We start from the raw sequence: 19,350 nt of genomic DNA, 5'->3' as shown, positions 1-19,350 counted from the left end.
CCTGCGCCCGTCGGGGGGTCGGGAGGGTGGTCAGCCCTTGAGCGGTGTGGCCTGGACCGCCGCAGCCAGCGCCGCCAGGTCGGGCTGGTTCCCCTGGCGCACGACCAGCACGACCTGGTCAGAGCTGACCCAGCCCGCCACGGACCGCTGCCCGGTGGAGAGTGCCATCACCTGTGAACCCACCTTGACGAAGCGCGGCTCGGCGGTTGACCTGGAGACGGCGTTGAGCAGCTGCACGACGTACTGGTCCTGGAAGGTCGCACTCTTCGACGAGCCCGGCTTGAGCGTGTAGACGGCCACCACGCCGGCATCCTTGCCGCCCACCCGCACGGTGGTGACCGACCGCTGGGTGGCCAAGCCGCCGGACGCCTTGGCCACCGGGCTGAACAGCTGCATGCGACTCGCAGAGGCCTTGGCGTACGACACGTCGAGGAGCTTCGCCGGGCTCACCCGCGGGACGTCGGCGCGGGCGTCCCTGGCTGTCGTCCGGGACGGCGTCGACCCTGCGGTGGCCGAGCTCGGGCTGCCCGACGGAGCGGCCGACCCGTGACTGTCCGAGCCGGATCCGCTGCCGCTGCCGGTGCAGGCTGCCGTGCCGAGGGCCACGACGGCCAGGACGCTCGTCAGGGCCAGGCGGGTCCGTGCGGTCATGGTCTCTCCCCGGATGTCGGTCTGCCCATGCCCTTCGACGGTACGAGCGCCGGGGGGCCGGCACCCCATGCCGATGCTGTAGGAGGTGGTGGGCCGGGTGCACGACCGGCCGGTGGCCGGGTGCCGTGTCGGGCCTCGCGGTTACAGTGGGAGCACCCCCACCTGCTCCTTGCGGTGGGGCGTTCGTGCTGCCCCAGGAGAGATGTCCCCGTGTCGCTGGCCCCCCTGCTCGACGTCCTCGCCACCGACCCTGCGGTGGCCGGTGCCCTCACCGTCGCCCGCTCCGGCGAGCCCTCCGCCGACCTCAGCGTCGCCGCCGGCGCGCGCCCGGAGCTGATCGCGGCGATGGCCCGCGAGTCGGGCCGGCCGCTGCTCGTCGTCACCGCGACCACCCGCGAGGCCGAGGACCTCGTCGACGCCCTCGGCTGCTTCCTCGACCCCGCGCGCGTGGCCGACTTCCCGGCCTGGGAGACGCTGCCGCACGAGCGTCTGAGCCCCCGCAGCGACACCGTCGGCAAGCGGCTCGCCGTCCTGCGCCGACTGCGCCACCCGGACCCCACGGACGCGGCGTACGGCCCGCTCGACGTCGTCGTCGCCCCGGTCCGCGCCGTCCTGCAGCCGCTGGCCCAGGGCCTCGGCGAGCTCGCGCCGGTCTCGCTCCGCGCAGGCGACGAGGCGCCCCTCGAGCAGGTCGTCGAGGACCTCGCCGCCGCGGCATACACGCGCACGGACCTCGTCGAGCGGCGCGGTGAGTTCGCCGTGCGCGGCGGCATCCTCGACGTCTTCCCACCGACCGAGGACCACCCGGTCCGCGTCGAGTACTGGGGCGACACGGTGGAGGAGATCCGCTGGTTCAAGGTCGCCGACCAGCGCAGCCTCGAGGTGGCCGAGCACGGCCTGTGGGCGCCGCCGTGCCGCGAGGTCCTGCTCACCGACTCCGTCCGTGAGCGGGCCAGGGCCCTGATGGACCAGCTCCCGGGCGCCCTCGACCTGCTGGGCAAGCTCGCCGAGGGCATCGCCGTCGAGGGCATGGAGTCGCTGACCCCGGCCCTCGTCGACGGCATGGAGAGCATCCTCGACACCCTGCGTGAGCGCAGCGCGGTCGTCCTGTGCGACCCCGAGCGCGTGCGCACCCGAGCCCACGACCTCGTCGCGACCAGCCAGGAGTTCCTCGACGCCGGCTGGGCCAACGCCGCCGCGGGCAACGCCGTGCCGATCGACCTGCAGGGCGTGCTGGGCACCGCGTCGTTCTGGACCGTCGCCGACCTGCGTGCCCACGCCGCCGAGCTCGGTATGCCGTGGTGGGACCTGTCGCCGTTCGTCGCCGACGAGGAGACGGCCGCCGACGACGCGGTCGTCGTCAACACCGGGCTCGAGGAGGCGCCGCGCTACCGCGGAAGCACCCCCGACGCCGTGGCCGACCTGCGTCGCTGGGTCACCGACGGCTGGCGCGTCGTCGTGGTCACCGAGGGGCCCGGCATGGCCCGGCGCGTGGCCGAGGTGCTCGCGACCGAGTCCGTGCCGGCCCGGCTCGACGCCGACCTCACCGACCTGGCCGAGGGCGTCGTCCACCTCACCAACGGGTCGGTGGGCAGCGGGTTCCTATGTCCCGCGAGCAGGTTCGCGGTCATCACCGAGAACGACCTGACCGGCTCGACCGGCACGGGCGGCTCGACCAAGGACATGCGCAGGATGCCGTCGCGGCGGCGCAACCAGGTCGACCCGCTCCAGCTCAAGCCGGGCGACTTCGTCGTCCACGAGCAGCACGGTGTCGGCAAGTTCGTCGAGATGGTGCAGCGCACCGTCGGCGGCGCGACCCGCGAGTACCTCGTCATCGAGTACGCGGCGTCCAAGCGCGGCCAGCCGGGCGACCGCCTCTTCGTCCCGACCGACCAGCTCGACCAGGTCACGCGGTACGTCGGCGGCGAGCAGCCGACCCTGAACCGCATGGGCGGCTCGGACTGGAAGCAGACCAAGAGCAAGGCGCGCCGCTACGTCAAGCAGATCGCGGCCGAGCTCATCCAGCTCTACTCCGCGCGCATGGCGACCAGCGGCCACGCGTTCGGCCCGGACACCCCGTGGCAGCGCGAGCTCGAGGACGCCTTCGCCTACGTCGAGACGCCGGACCAGCTGTCGTCCATCGACGAGGTCAAGGCCGACATGGAGCGCACCGTGCCGATGGACCGCCTCATCTGCGGCGACGTCGGCTACGGCAAGACCGAGATCGCCGTGCGCGCCGCGTTCAAGGCGATCCAGGACGGCAAGCAGGTCGCCGTGCTGGTCCCGACGACCCTGCTCGTCCAGCAGCACCTGCAGACCTTCACCGAGCGCTACCAGCAGTTCCCGGTGACGGTGAGGGCGCTGTCCCGGTTCCAGACGGACAAGGAGGCCCGCGAGACGATCTCCGGCCTCGCCGACGGCAGCGTCGACCTCGTCATCGGCACGCACCGCCTGCTGTCCAAGGACATCCGCTACAAGGACCTCGGCCTCGTCGTCATCGACGAGGAGCAGCGGTTCGGTGTCGAGCACAAGGAGCAGCTCAAGAGCCTGCGCACCTCGGTCGACGTGCTGGCGATGTCCGCCACCCCGATCCCGCGCACGCTCGAGATGGCCGTGACCGGCATCCGCGAGATGTCGACGCTCGCCACGCCGCCGGAGGAGCGGCACCCCGTCCTCACGTACGTCGGCGCCTACGACGAGAAGCAGATCGTCGCCGCGATCCGGCGCGAGCTGCTCCGAGACGGCCAGGTGTTCCTCGTCCACAACAAGGTGTCGAGCATCGAGAAGGCCGCGAGCCGCATCCGCGAGCTCGTGCCCGAGGCCCGCGTCGCGACCGCCCACGGCAAGATGGGCGAGCACAAGCTCGAGCAGGTCGTCGTCGACTTCTGGGACAAGAAGTTCGACGTCCTCGTCTGCACCACCATCGTCGAGACGGGCCTGGACATCTCCAACGCCAACACCCTCATCGTCGAGCGGGCCGACGTCCTCGGCCTGAGCCAGCTGCACCAGCTGCGTGGGCGGGTCGGTCGTGGCCGCGAGCGGGCCTACTGCTACTTCCTGTACCCGCCCGAGAAGCCGATGACCGAGACCGCGCACGACCGGCTGCAGACCATGGCCAGCCACACCGACCTCGGTGCCGGCATCCAGATCGCCATGAAGGACCTCGAGATCCGCGGGGCCGGCAACCTGCTCGGCGGCGAGCAGTCCGGCCACATCGCCGGGGTCGGCTTCGACCTCTACGTCCGGCTGGTCGGCGAGGCGGTGGCCGACTTCCGCGGCGAGGGCGAGACGGCCCCGGCCGAGATCAAGATCGAGCTGCCGGTCGACGCCCACCTGCCGCACGACTACGTGCCGGGGGAGCGGCTGCGGCTCGAGGCCTACAAGAAGCTCGCCAGCGTCGTCGACGAGGACCAGCTGGCCGAGATCGTGGCCGAGCTCGAGGACCGCTACGGCACGCCGCCGGAGCCGGTGCAGCACCTGTTCGAGGTCGCCCGGCTGCGCACCGTGGCCCGCCAGGCAGGGGTCGCCGACATCTCCGTGCAGGGCAACTACGTGCGGTTCGGGCCGGTCGACCTGCCCGAGTCGGCGCAGCTGCGGCTGCAGCGGCTGTACCCGAAGTCGTTGGTCAAGGACGCGGTGCATACCATTCTCGTGCCGAAGCCGACCACGGCCCGGGTGGGTGGAAAACCGCTGCGCGACACGGCAGTCTTGCAGTGGGCCAGCGACCTCATCCGCGCCGTGCTGCTGGGCAGCGTCTCCGACGCGGCCCGCGTCGGAGCCGGACAGGGAGCGGCGACCGCCCGCTGAGCACCGAGAGAGGGAACTTCGTGAACGCAACTCGCGTCCTGCGCGCGTCCGCCGCGGCCGTGCTGGCTGCCGGCGTGCTGGCCGTGTCCGGCTGTGCCACCGCCGACACCGCCGCCGTCGTGAACGGCGAGCGCATCTCCGAGACCGAGGTGCAGCAGGCGGTGACCTCCATCAAGGAGGTCGTGCCCAACGCGCAGATCGACACGGCGACCGCGCTCACGCTGCTGGTGTACGCCCCCTTCGTCACGCCGGTCGCCGACCGCGCGGGCAAGGGCGTCTCCGACAGCCAGGTGCGTGCGAGCATGGACGACGCCTCCGGCCGGCTCAGCGAGGCCGCCCTGGAGCTGATCCGCACGAGCGACCTGCTCAACCCGAACAACCCCTCCGCGCTCGACCAGGCGCAGCAGAACGAGGCGATCGCTGCCCTGCACAAGGCGAAGATCACGATCAACCCCCGCTACGGCACCTTCGACGCCAAGCGGATCGCCTTCGACGCGTCCTCGCCCAACTGGATCAAGCAGACGCCGACGACGACCGCCACGCCCCAGGGCTGACGCGCCGTCGTGGCCGGCCGCCTCAGCCTGCTCGTCGCCAGCCCCCGGGTCGCACCGGGGCTGCTGAGCCGGTCGGCCTGGCAGGCGGTGGAGGCGGCCGACCACGTGCTGGCGCGGGGGGCGGACGAGCCGCTGGCCGCGGCCCTCGTGGAGTCCGGTGTCTCGGTGGCGTATGCCGGTGACGTGCCGCCCCCTGCCCTCGCCCGCGACCTCGTGGCCCGGGCGGGGGAGGGGCGGGTCGTCTGGGTGTCCTCGGCCGACGCCGACCCGGGGCTGACGGACGCCGTCGCCGCCGAGGTGTCGCGGCTGCCCGAGCCGCCCGAGGTCGAGGTCGTCGTCGGCTCCTGGGACGTCCAGGGTGCCCGGCTGCTCGACGTGGTGGCCGTCATGGACCGGCTGCGCTCTCCCGGCGGCTGTCCGTGGGACGCCGAGCAGACCCACGAGTCGCTGGTGAAGTACCTGGTCGAGGAGTCGCACGAGGCCGCCGAGGCGATCGAGTCCGGCGACCGGGACCACATGCGCGAGGAGCTCGGCGACGTGCTCCTGCAGGTCGCCTTCCAGTCCCGGGTCGCCGAGGAGCACCCCGACCAGCCGTTCGACATCGACGACGTCGCCGGGGGCCTCGTCGCCAAGCTCGTCCGCCGCCACCCCCACGTCTTCGCCGACGACGCGGCCGCCACGCCCGAGGAGGTCGAGCGCAACTGGGAGCTCATCAAGGCCCAGGAGCGGGCGGCCAAGGCCGAGCACGCCGGTGGTGAGGCGGGGCACGCGGGCCTGCTCCACGGCATACCGGCGTCGCTGCCCGCGCTGCTCGCGGCGGACAAGGTCGTCGCGAGGCTCGAGCGCCGTGGCGACTCGCTCCCGGCTGCGGGGGAGGACGTCGCCTCCCAGCTGCTGGCCCTGGTCGCCCGCGCCCGCGCCGAGGGCACGGACGCCGAGGCCGAGCTGCGCCGGGCACTGCGCCGGCTCGACCAGCAGGCCTGACCCCGGCGGCGGGCCGTCAGGCGCGTCCCGGGAGCTCCCAGCGCTGTCCGGTGCTGCTGTCCACCAGGGCGACCCGGTCGGCGACCGCCCGCAGCGGCAGGATCTCGAAGGCCGTCGTGGCGGCGGTCGCCACGTCGTCGCGCCGCACGCTGGTGGCCAGGCTCGCGTGCGGGATCCACTGGCCGGGGCGGTAGTGCACGTGCAGGTCCGCGCCCGTCGACTCCCCGGCGGCGACGACCTCGGCCTGGCGCGCGAGGAGCTGCGGGGTGGCCGCGGCGAGGAGGGCCGCGCGTCGCCGCCGGAAGAGCGCGACGGCGTCGAAGTGCAGGGTGACCGGCTCGACGGGGGCCAGCTCGGCGACCGCGGCCCGCACCCGGTCCACGTCGAACGTGCGGTAGACGGCATACGACACGTGGGGCACGTGCCGGCGGTGGGTGTGGGTGAGCAGCGTCGGTATGCCGTGCTCCTCGAGCCGGGCCCACAGGCGCCGCAGCGCGCGGTCGGTCCGGGTGTCGAAGAGCAGGCACACCGCGAGGGCCACGCAGCCATTGTGCGCGACCCGCCGGTGGGATGGGGTCTGTTTGAATTCCTGAAGATGCCTTAGAGTTCCAAACATGAGCCTGACGCAGCGCGAGCGCGAGATCGTGGACCTGCTGCGCGCCGACCCCCTGCTCGACGCCGCGGCCCTCGCCGAGCGCGTCGGGTCGACCAAGGCCGCCGTGTCGGTGCACCTGTCCAACCTCACCCGCAAGGGCGTCATCCTCGGCCGCGGCTACGTCGTGCGGGCTGCCGCCCACTCGGTCGTCGTGGTCGGCGGCGCCAACATGGACATCAAGGCGCACTCCCGCGCCGCGGTGGAGCTGCGCACCTCGAACCCCGGCGAGGCGTTCACGACGCCCGGTGGGGTGGGCCGCAACATCGCCGAGAACCTCGCCCGGCTCGGCACGCCGACGCACCTCGTCGCCCCCGTCGGCCGCGACCCCTTCGGCGACCAGGTCGTGGCGCTCACCCGCAGCGCCGGGGTGGTGGTCGACCACATGGTCGCCGTCGACGGCCCGACGGGCACCTACCTCGCCGTCCTCGACGCCACGGGTGAGCTGCTCGTGGCCATCTCCAACATGAGCGTCACCGACGCCCTGACCGTCCGGCAGCTCGGTGCCGCCCGCGACCTGCTCGCCCACGCCGACCTGCTCGTCGTCGACGGCAACATCCCCGCCGCGCCCACCGCCTGGCTGCTCGACTTCGCCCGCGCGGTGGGGGTTCCCGTGGTCCTCGACCCGGTGAGCGTCCCCAAGGCGCGGCACCTCGCGGCCACGCTGTCGCCGGAGCGCCCGATCCTGGCGATCACCCCCAACTCGGACGAGCTGTCGGCGATCGTCGACGAGCCCGTCGCCGACACCAAGGGCGCCATCACCAGGGCCGCCCGTGTCCTCCACGGCCGCGGGGTCACGCACGTGTGGGTGCGCCGCGGCGTCCGCGGCAGCATCCTCAGCAGCCTCGACGACGACGGCCGCGTCACGGTGACGACGCTGGCCGCGCCCAGCGTGCAGGTCGCCGACGTCACGGGCGCCGGTGACTCCATGACCGCCGCGTTCGTCCACGCGTGGCTGCGCGGCGACAGCGCGGTCGAGGCGGCTCGCTTCGGCCAGGCTGCCGCCGGCCTGACGGTCGCCAGCACGGAGACCGTCCGCCCCGACCTGACCGCCAGCCTCGTCGACGCCGAGCTGCGCCGGCACGCACCCCGACCCAGCCAGGAGAAGAAGCGATGACCACCCCCCACCCGTCCCTCGCCCTGCGCGACGAGGTCGCCGACTCGCTGGCCGCCGGCCGGCCGGTCGTCGCCCTGGAGTCGACGATCATCAGCCACGGCATGCCCTACCCGCGCAACGTGGAGATGGCCCTGGAGGTCGAGGGCATCATCCGGGCGGGCGGCGCCACGCCGGCGACCATCGCCGTCCTGGACGGGGTGCCCCGGATCGGCCTGTCGCCCGACGAGCTCGAGACCCTCGCCAGCTCGCCGGACGTCGCCAAGGTGAGCCTGCGCGACCTGCCCTACGTCATGGCCCGCAAGCTGCACGGCGCCACGACGGTCGCCAGCACGATGCGCCTCGCGGCGCTCGCCGGCATCCGGGTCTTCGTGACCGGCGGCCTCGGCGGCGTGCACCGCGGCGCCGAGCACAGCTTCGACGTCTCGGCCGACCTCACCGAGCTGGGCCGGACGGACGTCGCCGTCGTGTCCGCCGGCGTGAAGTCGATCCTCGACATCGGCCTCACCCTCGAGACCCTCGAGACCCTGGGCGTGCCGGTCGTGGTCCACGGCAGCGACGAGTTCCCGTCCTTCTACTCGCGCTCCAGCGGCCACCCCGCACCCCTGCGGGTCGACTCACCCGAGGAGGTCGCCGCCATGATGGCGGCCAAGTGGGACCTCGGGGTCGAGGGCGCGATCTCGGTGGCCAACCCGGTGCCGGAGGCCGACGAGATCCCGGCCGCCGAGATCGGCCGGCTCATCGAGCGGGCCCTTGCCGAGTGCGACGAGCGCGGCATCACGGGCAAGGACATCACGCCGTTCCTCCTCGGCCGGATCGTCGAGCTGTCGGGCGGGCAGTCGCTGGAGACCAACATCGCCCTGGTCCGCCACAACGCCCACCTCGGCGCCGCCGTCGCGGTCGCCTACCAGCGCCTCACCGCCTGACCCCGGCCCCCGCGTGTGCCGCGCAGCCGGCGGCGCGGCATACGTCCCCATCCGTCCGGTCCGGGGTGCGGGTCGGTCGTCGATGGGGGCCCGCTCGCCCGGTAGCCTCGGGACGTACCCCTTCGGAGCACCACGATGGAGAAGTCTGTGGCCAGCATTGACGCAGTCGGCGCCCGCGAGATCCTCGACTCGCGCGGCAACCCCACGGTCGAGGTCGAGGTGGCCCTCGACGACGGCACCATCGCCCGCGCGGCGGTCCCGTCGGGTGCCTCCACGGGTGCCTTCGAGGCGGTCGAGCGCCGGGACGGCGACAAGGGCCGCTACCTCGGCAAGGGCGTCGAGGCGGCCGTGGACGCGGTCCTCGACGAGATCAACCCCAAGCTCGTCGGCTACGAGGCCAGCGAGCAGCGGCTCGTCGACCAGGTGATGCTCGACCTCGACGGCACCGACAACAAGGGCAAGCTCGGCGCCAACGCCATCCTCGGTGTCTCCCTGGCCGTCGCCAAGGCCGCGGCCGAGTCCGCCGGCCTCCCGCTGTTCCGCTACGTCGGCGGCCCCAACGCCCACGTACTGCCGGTCCCGATGATGAACATCCTCAACGGCGGCAGCCACGCCGACTCCAACGTCGACGTGCAGGAGTTCATGATCGCGCCGATCGGCGCCGAGTCCTTCCGCGAGGCCCTGCGCTGGGGCGCGGAGGTCTACCACGCGCTCAAGTCCGTGCTCAAGGAGCGCGGCCTGGCCACCGGCCTCGGTGACGAGGGCGGCTTCGCCCCCAACCTGGAGTCCAACCGCGCGGCGCTCGACCTCATCCTGGAGGCCATCGAGAAGGCCGGCTACCAGCCGGGCACGCAGATCGCCCTGGCCCTCGACGTCGCTGCCAGCGAGTTCCACAACGAGGACGGCACCTACCAGTTCGAGGGCGTCGCCAAGAGCAGCGGCGAGCTGATCGACTACTACGCCGAGCTCGTCGAGTCCTACCCGCTGGTGTCCATCGAGGACCCGCTCGACGAGGAGGACTGGGACGGCTGGAAGGCCATGACCGAGCGCCTGAGCAGCAAGGTCCAGCTCGTCGGGGACGACCTCTTCGTCACCAACCCCGAGCGCCTCGGCCGCGGCATCGCCTCCGGCACCGCCAACGCGCTGCTGGTCAAGGTCAACCAGATCGGCTCGCTCACCGAGACCCTCGACGCCGTCGACCTCGCGCACCGCAACGGCTACCGCTGCATGATGAGCCACCGCTCCGGCGAGACCGAGGACGTCACCATCGCCGACCTCGCGGTCGCCACCAACTGCGGCCAGATCAAGACCGGCGCCCCCGCCCGGTCCGAGCGCGTGGCCAAGTACAACCAGCTGTTGCGGATCGAGGAGGAGCTCGACGACGCGGCCGTGTATGCCGGCGCCGGCGCCTTCCCCCGGTTCACGGCCGGCCGCTGACGCCACCGCAGCGCACCACACGACCGACCACACGCCACCGAGGGGACGAGGGAGGGCTCGACATGGCGGGCACCGGGCACGGCAGCGCCGGCCGCGGGCGACCGGCACGCCGCACCCCGGCGACGCCGGGTGGCGCGTCGGGCCGTCCCGCCCCTGCGCGGGGGGCGTCGCCGCGTCCCTCGGCGGCACGCAGCGCAGCCGCCCGCGGCACCTCCGCGCGGCCGGGAGCCGGGCCCGGGCGCTCGCGTGCCACGGCGTCGGGCGCCCTGCGCAAGGCCACGTCCGTGCAGGTGTCGCAGGAGCGCAAGGCGGCCCGCGGTGTCATGCGCGTGGTCGTCCTCGCCTCGATCCTCGTGCTGCTCGCCGTCACCCTCGTGCCGACCCTGCGCTCGTACCTGCGCCAGCAGGGGGAGATCGACGCCCTGCGCGGCCAGGTGGCCAGCCAGCGCGACGACGTCATCGGGCTCCAGAAGGAGCAGGCGCGCTGGAACGACGACGCCTACGTCGTGCAGCAGGCCCGCGAGCGGCTCAAGTTCGTCAAGGTCGGGGAGAAGTCGTACACCGTGATCGACGGCAAGCCGGCAGCCCCGTCCGAGCCGGGGGTCGCCAAGGCGCCGGCCGGTGCCAGCGACCACCCCTGGTACGGCCAGCTGTGGGAGTCGGTCCGGGCGGCGGACGAGGGGCCGCGCGAGACGACGGCTCCGGCGAAGTGACCGAGCAGCCCACGGCGGCGGACCTCGAGGCCGTCGACGCCCAGCTCGGTCGTGTGCCGCGCGGCGTCGCCGCCGTCGCCCACCGCTGCCCCTGCGGCCGCCCGGACGTGCTCACCACCGAGCCGCGGCTGCCCGACGGGACGCCGTTCCCGACGACGTTCTACGCCACCTGCCCCAAGCTGACCGGGGCCATCTCCACCCTGGAGAGCCAGGGCGTGATGCGCGAGATGACCGAGCGCCTCGGCGTCGACGAGGACCTCGCCGCCGCGTACGCCGCGGCCCACGAGGACTACCTCGTGCGGCGCGCCGCGCTCGGCTCGGTGCCCGAGATCGAGGGCATCTCCGCCGGCGGCATGCCGACCCGCGTCAAGTGCCTGCACGTCCTCGTGGCGCACTCGCTCGCCGTCGGCCCCGGCGCCAACCCGCTCGGCGACGAGGCGCTGGCGATGCTCGGGGACTGGTGGGCCGACGGGTCCTGCGTGCCCGACCAGCCGGCGGCGGGCGCGTGACCCGGGTCGGCGCCGTCGACTGCGGCACCAACTCGATCCGCCTGCTGGTCGCCGACGTCGACCCCGCAACCGGCGGCCTCACCGACGTGCTGCGCCGGATGGAGGTCGTGCGCCTCGGCTACGGCGTCGACCGCACCGGCTCGATCGACCCGCAGGCCATGGCCCGCACGCTGGCCATGGCGAGCACGTATGCCGGCCAGTGCCGTGAGCTGGGCGCCGAGCGGGTGCGGTTCGTCGCCACCTCCGCCTCCCGGGACGCCTCGAACGCGGGCGAGTTCGTGGCCGGGGTCCGCGACGCCTTCGGCGACTACGACGTCGCCCCCGAGGTGGTCTCGGGCGACGAGGAGGCAGCCCTGTCCTTCCGCGGCGCGACCGGCGACCTGCACGCCGCCGGCACACCCGGGCCCTACCTCGTTGTCGACCTCGGCGGCGGCTCGACCGAGCTCGTCCGCGGCACCGAGCGGGTCGAGGCGGCCCGCTCGGTCGACATCGGCTGCGTCCGCATGACCGAGCGCCACCTGGTCTCGGACCCACCCACGCCCGAGCAGGTGGAGGCGGCGGTGCGCGACATCCGCGCGGCCCTGGACCTGGCCGAGGAGGTCGTCGACCTCGACGGCGTCGGCTCGCTCGTCGGGCTCGCGGGCAGCGTCACCACGGTCACCGCGAATGCCCTGCACCTGCCGCAGTACGACCCCAGCCGGATCCACCTGTCGACCCTCGCGCCGGACGAGGTGGTCGCCTCGTGCGAGGACCTGCTGCACCGCACGCGCGCCCAGCGCGCGGAGCTCGGCTTCATGCACCCCGGCCGGGTCGACGTCATCGGCGGCGGGGCGCTCATCTGGCGCGAGGTCGTCTCCCGGCTCGCGGCGCGGGGCGTCACGCGGGTCGTGACCTCCGAGCACGACATCCTCGACGGCATCGCCCTGTCGGTCGCCGACCGCACCGCCTGACGCACGCGCCCGCCGCCCGAAGTGCCGCCCGCGAGGTCTGGGCCCTCGGCACGGGAGCTGGAGCTGACCGGCCGTAACCTCGCGGGCTGCAGCCTCGTTGGCCCGGTGACGCACATCACGCGACGAGGGGTGGTGAGGACGGTCGAGGGACGCGAGCGACCGCCGCAGGACGACCGGGCAGCCGACCCGGGGGCCCTCGACGCCGCCGTGCTCCCGACCACGCCGACCTCGCCGATCGGGCCGGCCCGCGGGTGGGTCGCCCGGCTGAGCGACCGGGCGTACGGCGCGGCCTTCCTCCTCGTCGTGGGGCTGCTCATGGCCCTGTGCGTCGCGTCCTACGCCAAGGTCTTCACCCGGTCGGTCGACGTCACGCTGCTCACCGACCGCATCGGTTCCCAGCTGCAGACCTCTGCCGACGTCAAGCTGCGCGGGCTCATCGTCGGGGAGGTCCGAGGCATCTCGACCACGGGCAGGGGCGCACGTCTTCAGCTCGCCCTCGACCCCTCGACGGTCGACCTCATCCCGGCGGACGTCTCCGCGCGGCTGCTGCCCAAGACGCTCTTCGGTGAGCGGTTCGTCGACCTCGTGCCGCCCGAGCACCCGTCCGGGCGCCACCTCGAGCCGGGGGACACGATCGAGCAGGACCGCACGAGTGTGGCGATCGAGCTGGAGAAGGTGTTCGACGACCTGTTGCCGTTGTTGCGGACGGTGCGTCCGGACAGGCTGGCGACGACGTTGAACGCGTTGGCGTCGGCGTTGGAGGGTCGGGGGACGCGGCTGGGGCAGAACCTGGTGCTGGTGGATGACTACTTCAAGGTCCTGAACCCGACAATGCCGGTGATCAAGGCGGACATCAGTGGGTTGGCGGACCTGGCGAGCACGTATGCCGTGGCGGCGCCGGACCTGGTGCGGGCGGCGACGAACCTGATCACGACGAACACGACGATCGTGACGAAGAAGGACCAGCTGGCGGGGTTCCTTGCGGGGACGGCGGGGTTCGCGAACACGACCGCGGACTTCCTGGACGCCAACGGTGACCGCATCATCCGGGTCGGGAAGGTGGGCCGCCCGACCATGGAGCTGTTCGCGAAGTACTCGCCCCAGTACCCCTGCTTCACCCAGGCGCTGGTCGACTGGCGGCCGCGCATCGACGACGCGTTCCGCGACCGGAGGTTCCACATCACCGTGGAGCTCAGCTCCTCCCAGCGTCCCGGGTACGTGCCGGGGGAGGAGCCGCGCTGGGGCGAGCACCGCCCCGCCGCCTGCAACCTGCTGCCGGACCCCCACGACCGGTTCGGCCACCCGACCAGCCAGGAGTACCCCGTCCCGGGCAAGAAGTTCGACGACGGCACGCACAACGTCGGCGGCTACAGCTCGAACCCGTCCTACTCCGCGCTGCCGCAGATGTTCGCGGGCGCCGCGGGGGCGGCGATCCCCGACCCCGACGCCGGGCTGGCTGGGACGGTGCAGGAGCAGCAGCTCGTGACCGCGCTCCTGCAGCCCGACGCGGCCTCGCCCTCGGCGATCACGACGCTGCTCGCGGGCCCGATGCTCCGCGGCAGCACCGTCGACCAGCGCTGAGCCGGGTTGGGGCCGCCGTCAGTCCGCGTCGAGCGCCGTCAGGCCGGGTCGGGCTGCAGCGACGCCAGGCCGCCCCACAGCGCCGAGACCACGAGCTCGGTCGCCTCCACCGCCGTGGTGCCGGGCCTCCGGGCGCGCCACACGGCGACCCGCTCGCACGCGCCGACGACCACCTCGGCATACCCCTGCAGGAGCTCGAGCGGCACCTGGCCGAGCCCGGGCGCGGACGCGAGGGTGCGGGCGATGGCCTCGGACTGCTGCTCGCGGATGCTCTCGATGAGCGGGCTCGCCTGCGATGCCATCGCGCCCTCCTGCTGGATGAGGACGAAGGCGTTGGCGTGCTCGTCGATGAACTCGAAGAAGGCGAGCACCCCCGCCCGGAAGACGTCCACGAGCTCGGCGCCGGGGCCGGCCGCCTCCCAGGCGGACTCGGTCACCTCGCGCAGCTGCGTGCGCGCCCTGACGATGCACGCGGAGAGCAGCCCCTCCTTGGACCCGAAGTACTCGTAGATGAGCGGCTTGGTGACCCCCACGCGCTCGGCGACGTCCTCCATGGTCGTGGCCGAGTACCCGCGCTCGGCGAAGACCTGCTCGGCGACCACGAGGATCTGGGCCTCGCGCTCGGCGCGCGGCATCCGGCGACGGGTCGGGCGGTCCTGCGGGGCGGTGCTCACGCCGTGATCCTAGGGCCTCCCGCCCACAACTTACCCATGGTAAGTTGTGCTCCATGTCCGTCCCCCACCACTCCGTGGCGATCGTGGGCACCGGGTTCTCCGGCCTCGGCATGGCGATCCGGCTATCCCAGCGCGGCGAGCACGACTACGTCGTCCTGGAGAAGGCCGCCGAGGTCGGTGGCACCTGGCGCGACAACCGCTACCCGGGGTGCGCGTGCGACGTGCCCTCGCGCCTGTACTCCTTCTCCTTCGAGCAGAACCCCTCCTGGTCACGCGACTACGCCACGGCGGGTGAGATCTGGGCCTACCTGCGCGACGTCGCCGACCGGTATGCCGTGCGCGAGCGCACCGTCTTCGGCGCGGACCTGCGGGCGGCCGAGTGGGAGGAGCAGGCCCGCCGCTGGCGCCTCACCGCCGCCGACGGGCGACAGTGGACGGCGGACGCGCTGGTCCTCGGCGTGGGGGCGCTGCACGAGCCACGGGTGCCCGACGTGCCCGGGCTCGACGCCTTCCCCGGTCCGGTGCTGCACACGGCCGACTGGCCGGAGCGGGACGACCTCGACGGCAAGCGCGTCGCGCTGGTGGGGACCGGCGCGAGCTCGGTGCAGCTGCTGCCCGAGCTGGCCCCGCGAGCCGCGCACACGACCGTCTTCCAGCGCACCCCGGCCTGGGCCATGCCGAAGAAGGACCGCCCGTGGAGCCCGCGGCGCCAGCGGCTCTTCCGGCGCTTCCCCGCCCTGCAGCGCGCCGTCCGGTGGCGCACCTACTGGGAGCTCGAGGCCCGCGCGCCGCTGTTCGTGCGGTTCCCGGCCATCGCCCGGCTCGTCGAGCGGCTGGCCCTGCGCGAGCTGCACAAGGCCGTCGACGACCCGCACGTCCGGGAGCAGCTCACCCCGCGCTACCGCATCGGCTGCAAGCGCATCCTGCTGTCGAGCGACTACTGGCCCACCTTCAACCGCCCCGACGTCTCGCTCGTGACGTCGGCCATCGCCGCCGTCGAGGACGGTGCGGTCGTCGCGGCGGACGGCTCGCGCCACGAGGTCGACGCCATCGTCCTCGGCACGGGGTTCGACGTCCGCGGCAGCTACGAGCGGATCGACATCCGGGGGCTCGGCGGCCGCACCCTCACGCAGGCCTGGGACGACGGGATGCGCACCAACCTCGGTGTGACGGTGGCCGGCTTCCCCGAGCTGTACATCCTGCTCGGGCCGAACACGGGGCTGGGCCACAACTCGGTCGTGCTCATGATCGAGCTCGCCACCCGCTACGTCCTCGACTCGCTGGCCCGCGCCCGGGTGCAGGGCCCGGCCGTCACCACGCCTGCGGCGCAGGAGGCGTTCCGCCGCGAGGTGGACCGGCGTTCGCAGCACACGGTGTGGACGACCGGCTGCCACAGCTGGTACCTCGACGAGCACGGCAGGAACGCCACGCTCTGGCCCGGCTCGACCGTCTCGTACTGGTGGCGCACCCGACGCCGCCGCGACGAGGACTTCCAGCCCCTGCCCACCCCCAGCCAACCGGAGGCCGACCGTGTTCTCGCGCAGTGACTTCAGCCCGCAGGTCTCGATCGTCACCGGTGGCGGGTCCGGCATCGGCCTGGCGATCGCCGCCGAGCTCGTGGCTCGCGGCAGCTCGGTGGTCGTCGCCGACATCGACCCGGTCAAGGCGCAGTCGGCGGCCACGCGCCTCGGGGGCGCAGCGACCCCGGCGACGCTCGACGTGGCCGACGCCGACGCCGTCACGGCCCTCGTCGACCGCGTCGTGGAGGAGCGCGGCCGGCTCGACGTCATGGTCAACAACGCCGGCGTGGCGATCGGCGGCCTGCTCGAGGAGCTCGACGAGCGGCACTGGGCCAAGGCCCTCGACGTGAACCTGCGCGGTGTCATCCACGGCGTCACCGCGGCATACCCGCACCTGCGCCGCCAGGGGCGCGGCTCCATCCTCAACACCGCCTCGCTCGCCGGCCTCATCCCGGCGCCGGCGATGCTGCCGTACACGACGACCAAGCACGCCGTCGTCGGCCTGTCGACGGCGCTGCGCGCCGAGGCGGCCAGCCAGGGGGTGCGGGTGAGCGTGCTGTGCCCGGGCTTCGTCGACACCCCGCTCCTCGACGAGGTGTATGCCGCGCCGCCCAGCTTCGGGGGCGACAGCGTCCGCGCCCGCGTGCGCCTGATGCAGCCGTCGTTCCTCACCCCCGAGGTCGTGGCACGGAAGGCCGTCGACGGCCTCGCCGCGAACAGGGCCGTCATCCCGGTCGGGTTCCTCGCCCACCTCTCGTGGCGGACGCTGCGCTACCTGCCGCCCGTGGCCCGCGGGATGGTCCAGGTGCAGGCCACCGGCCACCGCCGGCTCAACGAGCGCGCGGCACGCAGGGCGGCCGCGTCCGCCTGAGCGACGGCCCCCGGCATACTGGGCGCGCCCCCGTGGCCCAACTGGCAGAGGCAGGCGACTTAAAATCGCCCCGGGTGCGGGTTCGACTCCCGTCGGGGGCACGCCGCACGCCGCACGTCGCACGGCCGCTCGGCCGCTCGATCCCCTCGGCGGGGTCCGGGTGGGGGAAGGCTGGCAGGGACGGTCAGTCGAGGGGGCAGTGCACCGCACGCGCCTGCGCCTGCGCTGCCTCGAACGCCGTGAGCTGGCCCTCGCCCACGTGCCAGTTCCGCTGCCACATGGCGGTCGCCTGTGCTGGGGTGATCTCCCCCATGCGCAGCATCTCCATGTCGTGGATGTGGTGCTGCCACGTGGTGACCGCCGCGTCCGCCTTGGTGAGGGCCGTCGCGGCACGCCCCACGTAGGTGACGCACTGGTTGAGCTGGTCCACCGGCCCGAACGGCAGGGAGGCGGCCACGGCGGGGTCCAGTCCCGGGCACTGGGACCGGGTGTCCCCCGTCGACTCCTGGGTGCGGCGGAACTCCGCCGCGTTCTGTGCCGCCCCGACGCGCGTCTGGTCCCAGAACTGTGTTGCCACGGCAAGGCTGATCTTCCCGGCGACGAGCAGGTTCATCGCGTCGATGTGCTTGTCGAACTGCTGGAGCGACACGTCGGCCGCACCCATCGAGGCCGCCACCCGCAGGGCTGCCAGCCGGCAGGAGGCCATCGCCTGACCGAGCGGCGAGTCCGGCGACACGTCGGCCCCCACCACCTCACCGGTGCCGGACGTGGCGGTGGCCGTCGGTGTCGCCCCCCTGGGCGGGGAGGTGGGCGCTGACGACGTGGCGAGCCCGGCCACGCCGGGAGGGGTGGTCAGCGCGGCCTGGCCGGCGGCGGCCCGGCCGTCCGACGGCGTGGCCCGGGTCAGGATCACGTACGGGCCGACGAGGGCCAGCAGGCAGCCGAGGACCAGCGCGGCCGTCCGCCAGCGCGTCGTCGGGTCGCTGAAGCTCGGTCCCGCCATGGCAGTCCTCCCTGGTCGCCCCGGTTGCGCACGAGTATGTGACGGGGGCGGGACCACCGGGTCGGCCGGAAGCATCAGGGAAAATACGCACAAAGGTGGACGTGTCCGTTTCCCGCCGTGCCGGGTCGGGAACCCCCGGTGGGTGTCGCACGTACTCTGGGCAGGAAGCGGCCGACCGCAGGGCCGCACGAGCCTCCCGAGGAGACGAACGATGGCCAGCAACCCGGTGTTCGACCGGATCGACAAGGAGTCCCGCCGCGGGTACGCCGGGTTCGGCCGGGCCCCGCAGCAGCCCACCACGGGGTGGGGCGCGAACGGCGCGATGTCGCAGCGCCAGCTCGAGGACCTCTACAACGGCCCCTCCGCCGGCCCGGTCCAGACCGGCCGCGTCACGATCGACGACGTCATCATGAAGACCGCGACGCTCCTCGCCATCGTGCTCGTGTCCGGCGCCGTCGGGTGGGCGCTCTCGCCGACCTGGGGCATCGCGATCTGGGGCGTCGGCGTCGTGGCCACGCTCGTCCTGGGACTGGCCATCGCCTTCAAGAAGGCGGTCAGCGTGCCGCTGATCGTGGCGTACGCCGTCTTCGAGGGGCTGTTCGTCGGCGCCATCAGCGAGTCCTACAGCGCGGCGTTCTACCAGCCGGGCCAGGAGACGGCGTTCCAGGGCATCGTCCCGCAGGCTGTCATGGGCACGCTCGCGGTCTTCGTCGGCATGCTCGTCGCCTACAAGACGGGCCTGATCAAGGTCACCGAGAAGTTCCGTCGCATGGTGGTCATGGCCGTCATGGGCTACGCCATCTTCGCGCTGGTGAACCTCGTCTACGCCCTGGTGGCGCACCAGGCCTTCGGCCTCGGCGGCACCGGGATGCTGGGCTTCGGCATCTCGATCTTCGCGATCGGGCTGGCGTCGCTGATGCTCGCGGTCGACTTCGACTCGATCGACCGGGCCATCGCCGCCGGCGCCCCCCAGAAGTACTCGTGGCTGCTCGCCCACGGCCTCGTCGTCACGCTGGTCTGGCTGTACCTCGAGATCCTGCGGCTCCTGGGCCGCATGCGCAGCAACTGATCCCGGGGACGGCGTACTCCGTGACACCGACCTCACCGGTGCCGCAGGAGGTGTCGACGGAGCTCGAGCGCGTGGCCCGGCGGTGGCGTGAGCTGCCGCTGGACCGCGCGCTCGCTCGCGTCCCCGTGGTGCGGGCACTCGTCGACGACATCGCCGCCTCGGACCCCCTTGCCGCCGACCGGGCGGGTGTGGCGGTGCCCGACCTCGGCCCGGCGGTCCTGCTCGACCAGCTCACCGTCCTGGTGTTCGACGCCTGCGCGGCAGGACGGGCCGAGGGGCTCGACCGCCGCCTGGCCGACCTCCGCCGCGCGCTGGGCTGAGGGCGCGCCCCGGAC

General features: G+C 73.3%; 18 protein-coding genes and 1 tRNA gene. 15 read left to right on the top strand and 4 right to left on the bottom strand.

Annotated elements, in window-relative coordinates; genetic code table 11:
- Positions 1–30 precede the first annotated feature (30 nt).
- Entirely contained in the window at positions 31–651 is a 621-nt protein-coding gene (locus ACFUC1_RS05030; protein WP_379117250.1) for a hypothetical protein, read from the bottom strand.
- Positions 652–861: 210 nt separating this feature from the next.
- Here ACFUC1_RS05030 and mfd point away from each other — a divergent pair, with 210 nt between their 5' ends.
- From mfd to ACFUC1_RS05015, 3 genes are read left to right on the top strand one after another with little or no spacing between them, the layout of a single operon-like run.
- Positions 862–4,458, top strand: coding sequence for a transcription-repair coupling factor (gene mfd, locus ACFUC1_RS05025; protein ID WP_379117248.1), 3,597 nt, complete (start codon positions 862–864; stop codon positions 4,456–4,458).
- 20 nt (positions 4,459–4,478) lie between these two features.
- Positions 4,479–5,012 (top strand): hypothetical protein, encoded by a 534-nt coding sequence (locus ACFUC1_RS05020; protein ID WP_379117246.1) that lies wholly within the window; start codon positions 4,479–4,481, stop codon positions 5,010–5,012.
- A 9-nt stretch (positions 5,013–5,021) separates the two neighbouring features.
- A complete protein-coding gene (locus ACFUC1_RS05015) occupies positions 5,022–5,996 on the top strand; it encodes a MazG family protein (RefSeq protein ID WP_379117244.1) in 975 nt (324 codons plus the stop codon).
- A 16-nt stretch (positions 5,997–6,012) separates the two neighbouring features.
- Here the strand turns inward: ACFUC1_RS05015 and ACFUC1_RS05010 are convergent, their stop codons facing one another.
- The gene (locus ACFUC1_RS05010; protein WP_379117242.1) at positions 6,013–6,537 is read right to left on the bottom strand and encodes a 2'-5' RNA ligase family protein; all 525 of its coding nucleotides are present in this window, start codon (positions 6,535–6,537) and stop codon (positions 6,013–6,015) included.
- A gap of 73 nt (positions 6,538–6,610) precedes the next feature.
- On the opposite strand from ACFUC1_RS05010, the gene ACFUC1_RS05005 reads away from it, so the two are divergent.
- The 7 genes from ACFUC1_RS05005 (at position 6,611) to ACFUC1_RS04975 (ending at position 13,878) form a co-directional block, all read left to right on the top strand.
- Positions 6,611–7,765, top strand: a complete 1,155-nt coding sequence (locus ACFUC1_RS05005; protein ID WP_379117240.1) for a PfkB family carbohydrate kinase — start codon at positions 6,611–6,613, stop codon at positions 7,763–7,765.
- Complete coding sequence (locus ACFUC1_RS05000) at positions 7,762–8,688, top strand: pseudouridine-5'-phosphate glycosidase (RefSeq protein WP_379117238.1); 927 nt, start codon at positions 7,762–7,764, stop codon at positions 8,686–8,688. The genes ACFUC1_RS05005 and ACFUC1_RS05000 overlap by 4 nt, the downstream gene beginning before the upstream one ends.
- 147 nt (positions 8,689–8,835) lie before the next feature.
- The gene (eno, locus tag ACFUC1_RS04995) at positions 8,836–10,125 is read left to right on the top strand and encodes a phosphopyruvate hydratase (RefSeq protein WP_379117236.1); all 1,290 of its coding nucleotides are present in this window, start codon (positions 8,836–8,838) and stop codon (positions 10,123–10,125) included.
- Positions 10,126–10,187: 62 nt separating this feature from the next.
- A complete protein-coding gene (locus tag ACFUC1_RS04990) occupies positions 10,188–10,838 on the top strand; it encodes a septum formation initiator family protein (RefSeq protein ID WP_379117234.1) in 651 nt (216 codons plus the stop codon).
- Positions 10,835–11,347, top strand: a complete 513-nt coding sequence (locus tag ACFUC1_RS04985) for a DUF501 domain-containing protein (protein ID WP_379117232.1) — start codon at positions 10,835–10,837, stop codon at positions 11,345–11,347. The genes ACFUC1_RS04990 and ACFUC1_RS04985 overlap by 4 nt, the downstream gene beginning before the upstream one ends.
- On the top strand, positions 11,344–12,297 hold the full coding sequence (locus ACFUC1_RS04980; RefSeq protein ID WP_379117230.1) for an exopolyphosphatase: 954 nt from the start codon (positions 11,344–11,346) through the stop codon (positions 12,295–12,297). The genes ACFUC1_RS04985 and ACFUC1_RS04980 overlap by 4 nt, the downstream gene beginning before the upstream one ends.
- A 132-nt stretch (positions 12,298–12,429) precedes the next feature.
- Positions 12,430–13,878, top strand: a complete 1,449-nt coding sequence (locus ACFUC1_RS04975) for an MCE family protein (protein ID WP_379117228.1) — start codon at positions 12,430–12,432, stop codon at positions 13,876–13,878.
- A gap of 38 nt (positions 13,879–13,916) precedes the next feature.
- On the opposite strand, the gene ACFUC1_RS04970 is transcribed toward ACFUC1_RS04975, so the two are convergent.
- Positions 13,917–14,552, bottom strand: a complete 636-nt coding sequence (locus ACFUC1_RS04970) for a TetR/AcrR family transcriptional regulator (protein WP_379117226.1) — start codon at positions 14,550–14,552, stop codon at positions 13,917–13,919.
- A 53-nt stretch (positions 14,553–14,605) separates the two neighbouring features.
- Between ACFUC1_RS04970 and ACFUC1_RS04965 the strand changes: the two genes are divergently transcribed.
- From ACFUC1_RS04965 to ACFUC1_RS04955, 3 genes are all read left to right on the top strand, one after another.
- Positions 14,606–16,099, top strand: a complete 1,494-nt coding sequence (locus ACFUC1_RS04965; RefSeq protein WP_379117224.1) for a flavin-containing monooxygenase — start codon at positions 14,606–14,608, stop codon at positions 16,097–16,099.
- On the top strand, positions 16,083–16,943 hold the full coding sequence (locus tag ACFUC1_RS04960; protein ID WP_379117222.1) for an SDR family oxidoreductase: 861 nt from the start codon (positions 16,083–16,085) through the stop codon (positions 16,941–16,943). Before ACFUC1_RS04965 ends, ACFUC1_RS04960 begins: the two co-directional genes overlap by 17 nt.
- Positions 16,944–16,969: 26 nt before the next feature.
- Positions 16,970–17,044: transfer RNA gene (locus ACFUC1_RS04955), tRNA-Leu, on the top strand.
- 83 nt (positions 17,045–17,127) lie between these two features.
- Here the strand turns inward: ACFUC1_RS04955 and ACFUC1_RS04950 are convergent.
- The gene (locus ACFUC1_RS04950; protein WP_379117220.1) at positions 17,128–17,946 is read right to left on the bottom strand and encodes a hypothetical protein; all 819 of its coding nucleotides are present in this window, start codon (positions 17,944–17,946) and stop codon (positions 17,128–17,130) included.
- A 211-nt stretch (positions 17,947–18,157) separates the two neighbouring features.
- On the opposite strand from ACFUC1_RS04950, the gene ACFUC1_RS04945 reads away from it, so the two are divergent.
- Both ACFUC1_RS04945 and ACFUC1_RS04940 read left to right on the top strand, forming a co-directional pair.
- The gene (locus tag ACFUC1_RS04945) at positions 18,158–19,015 is read left to right on the top strand and encodes a Bax inhibitor-1/YccA family protein (RefSeq protein ID WP_379117218.1); all 858 of its coding nucleotides are present in this window, start codon (positions 18,158–18,160) and stop codon (positions 19,013–19,015) included.
- 20 nt (positions 19,016–19,035) lie between these two features.
- Entirely contained in the window at positions 19,036–19,335 is a 300-nt protein-coding gene (locus ACFUC1_RS04940; RefSeq protein ID WP_379117215.1) for a hypothetical protein, read from the top strand.
- Positions 19,336–19,350: the final 15 nt, after the last annotated feature.

Origin of the sequence: Pedococcus sp. NPDC057267, from assembly GCF_042668795.1 — a bacterium.
Taxonomy (GTDB): domain Bacteria; phylum Actinomycetota; class Actinomycetes; order Actinomycetales; family Dermatophilaceae; genus Pedococcus.
This window is presented reverse-complemented; position numbering and strand designations above follow the sequence as displayed.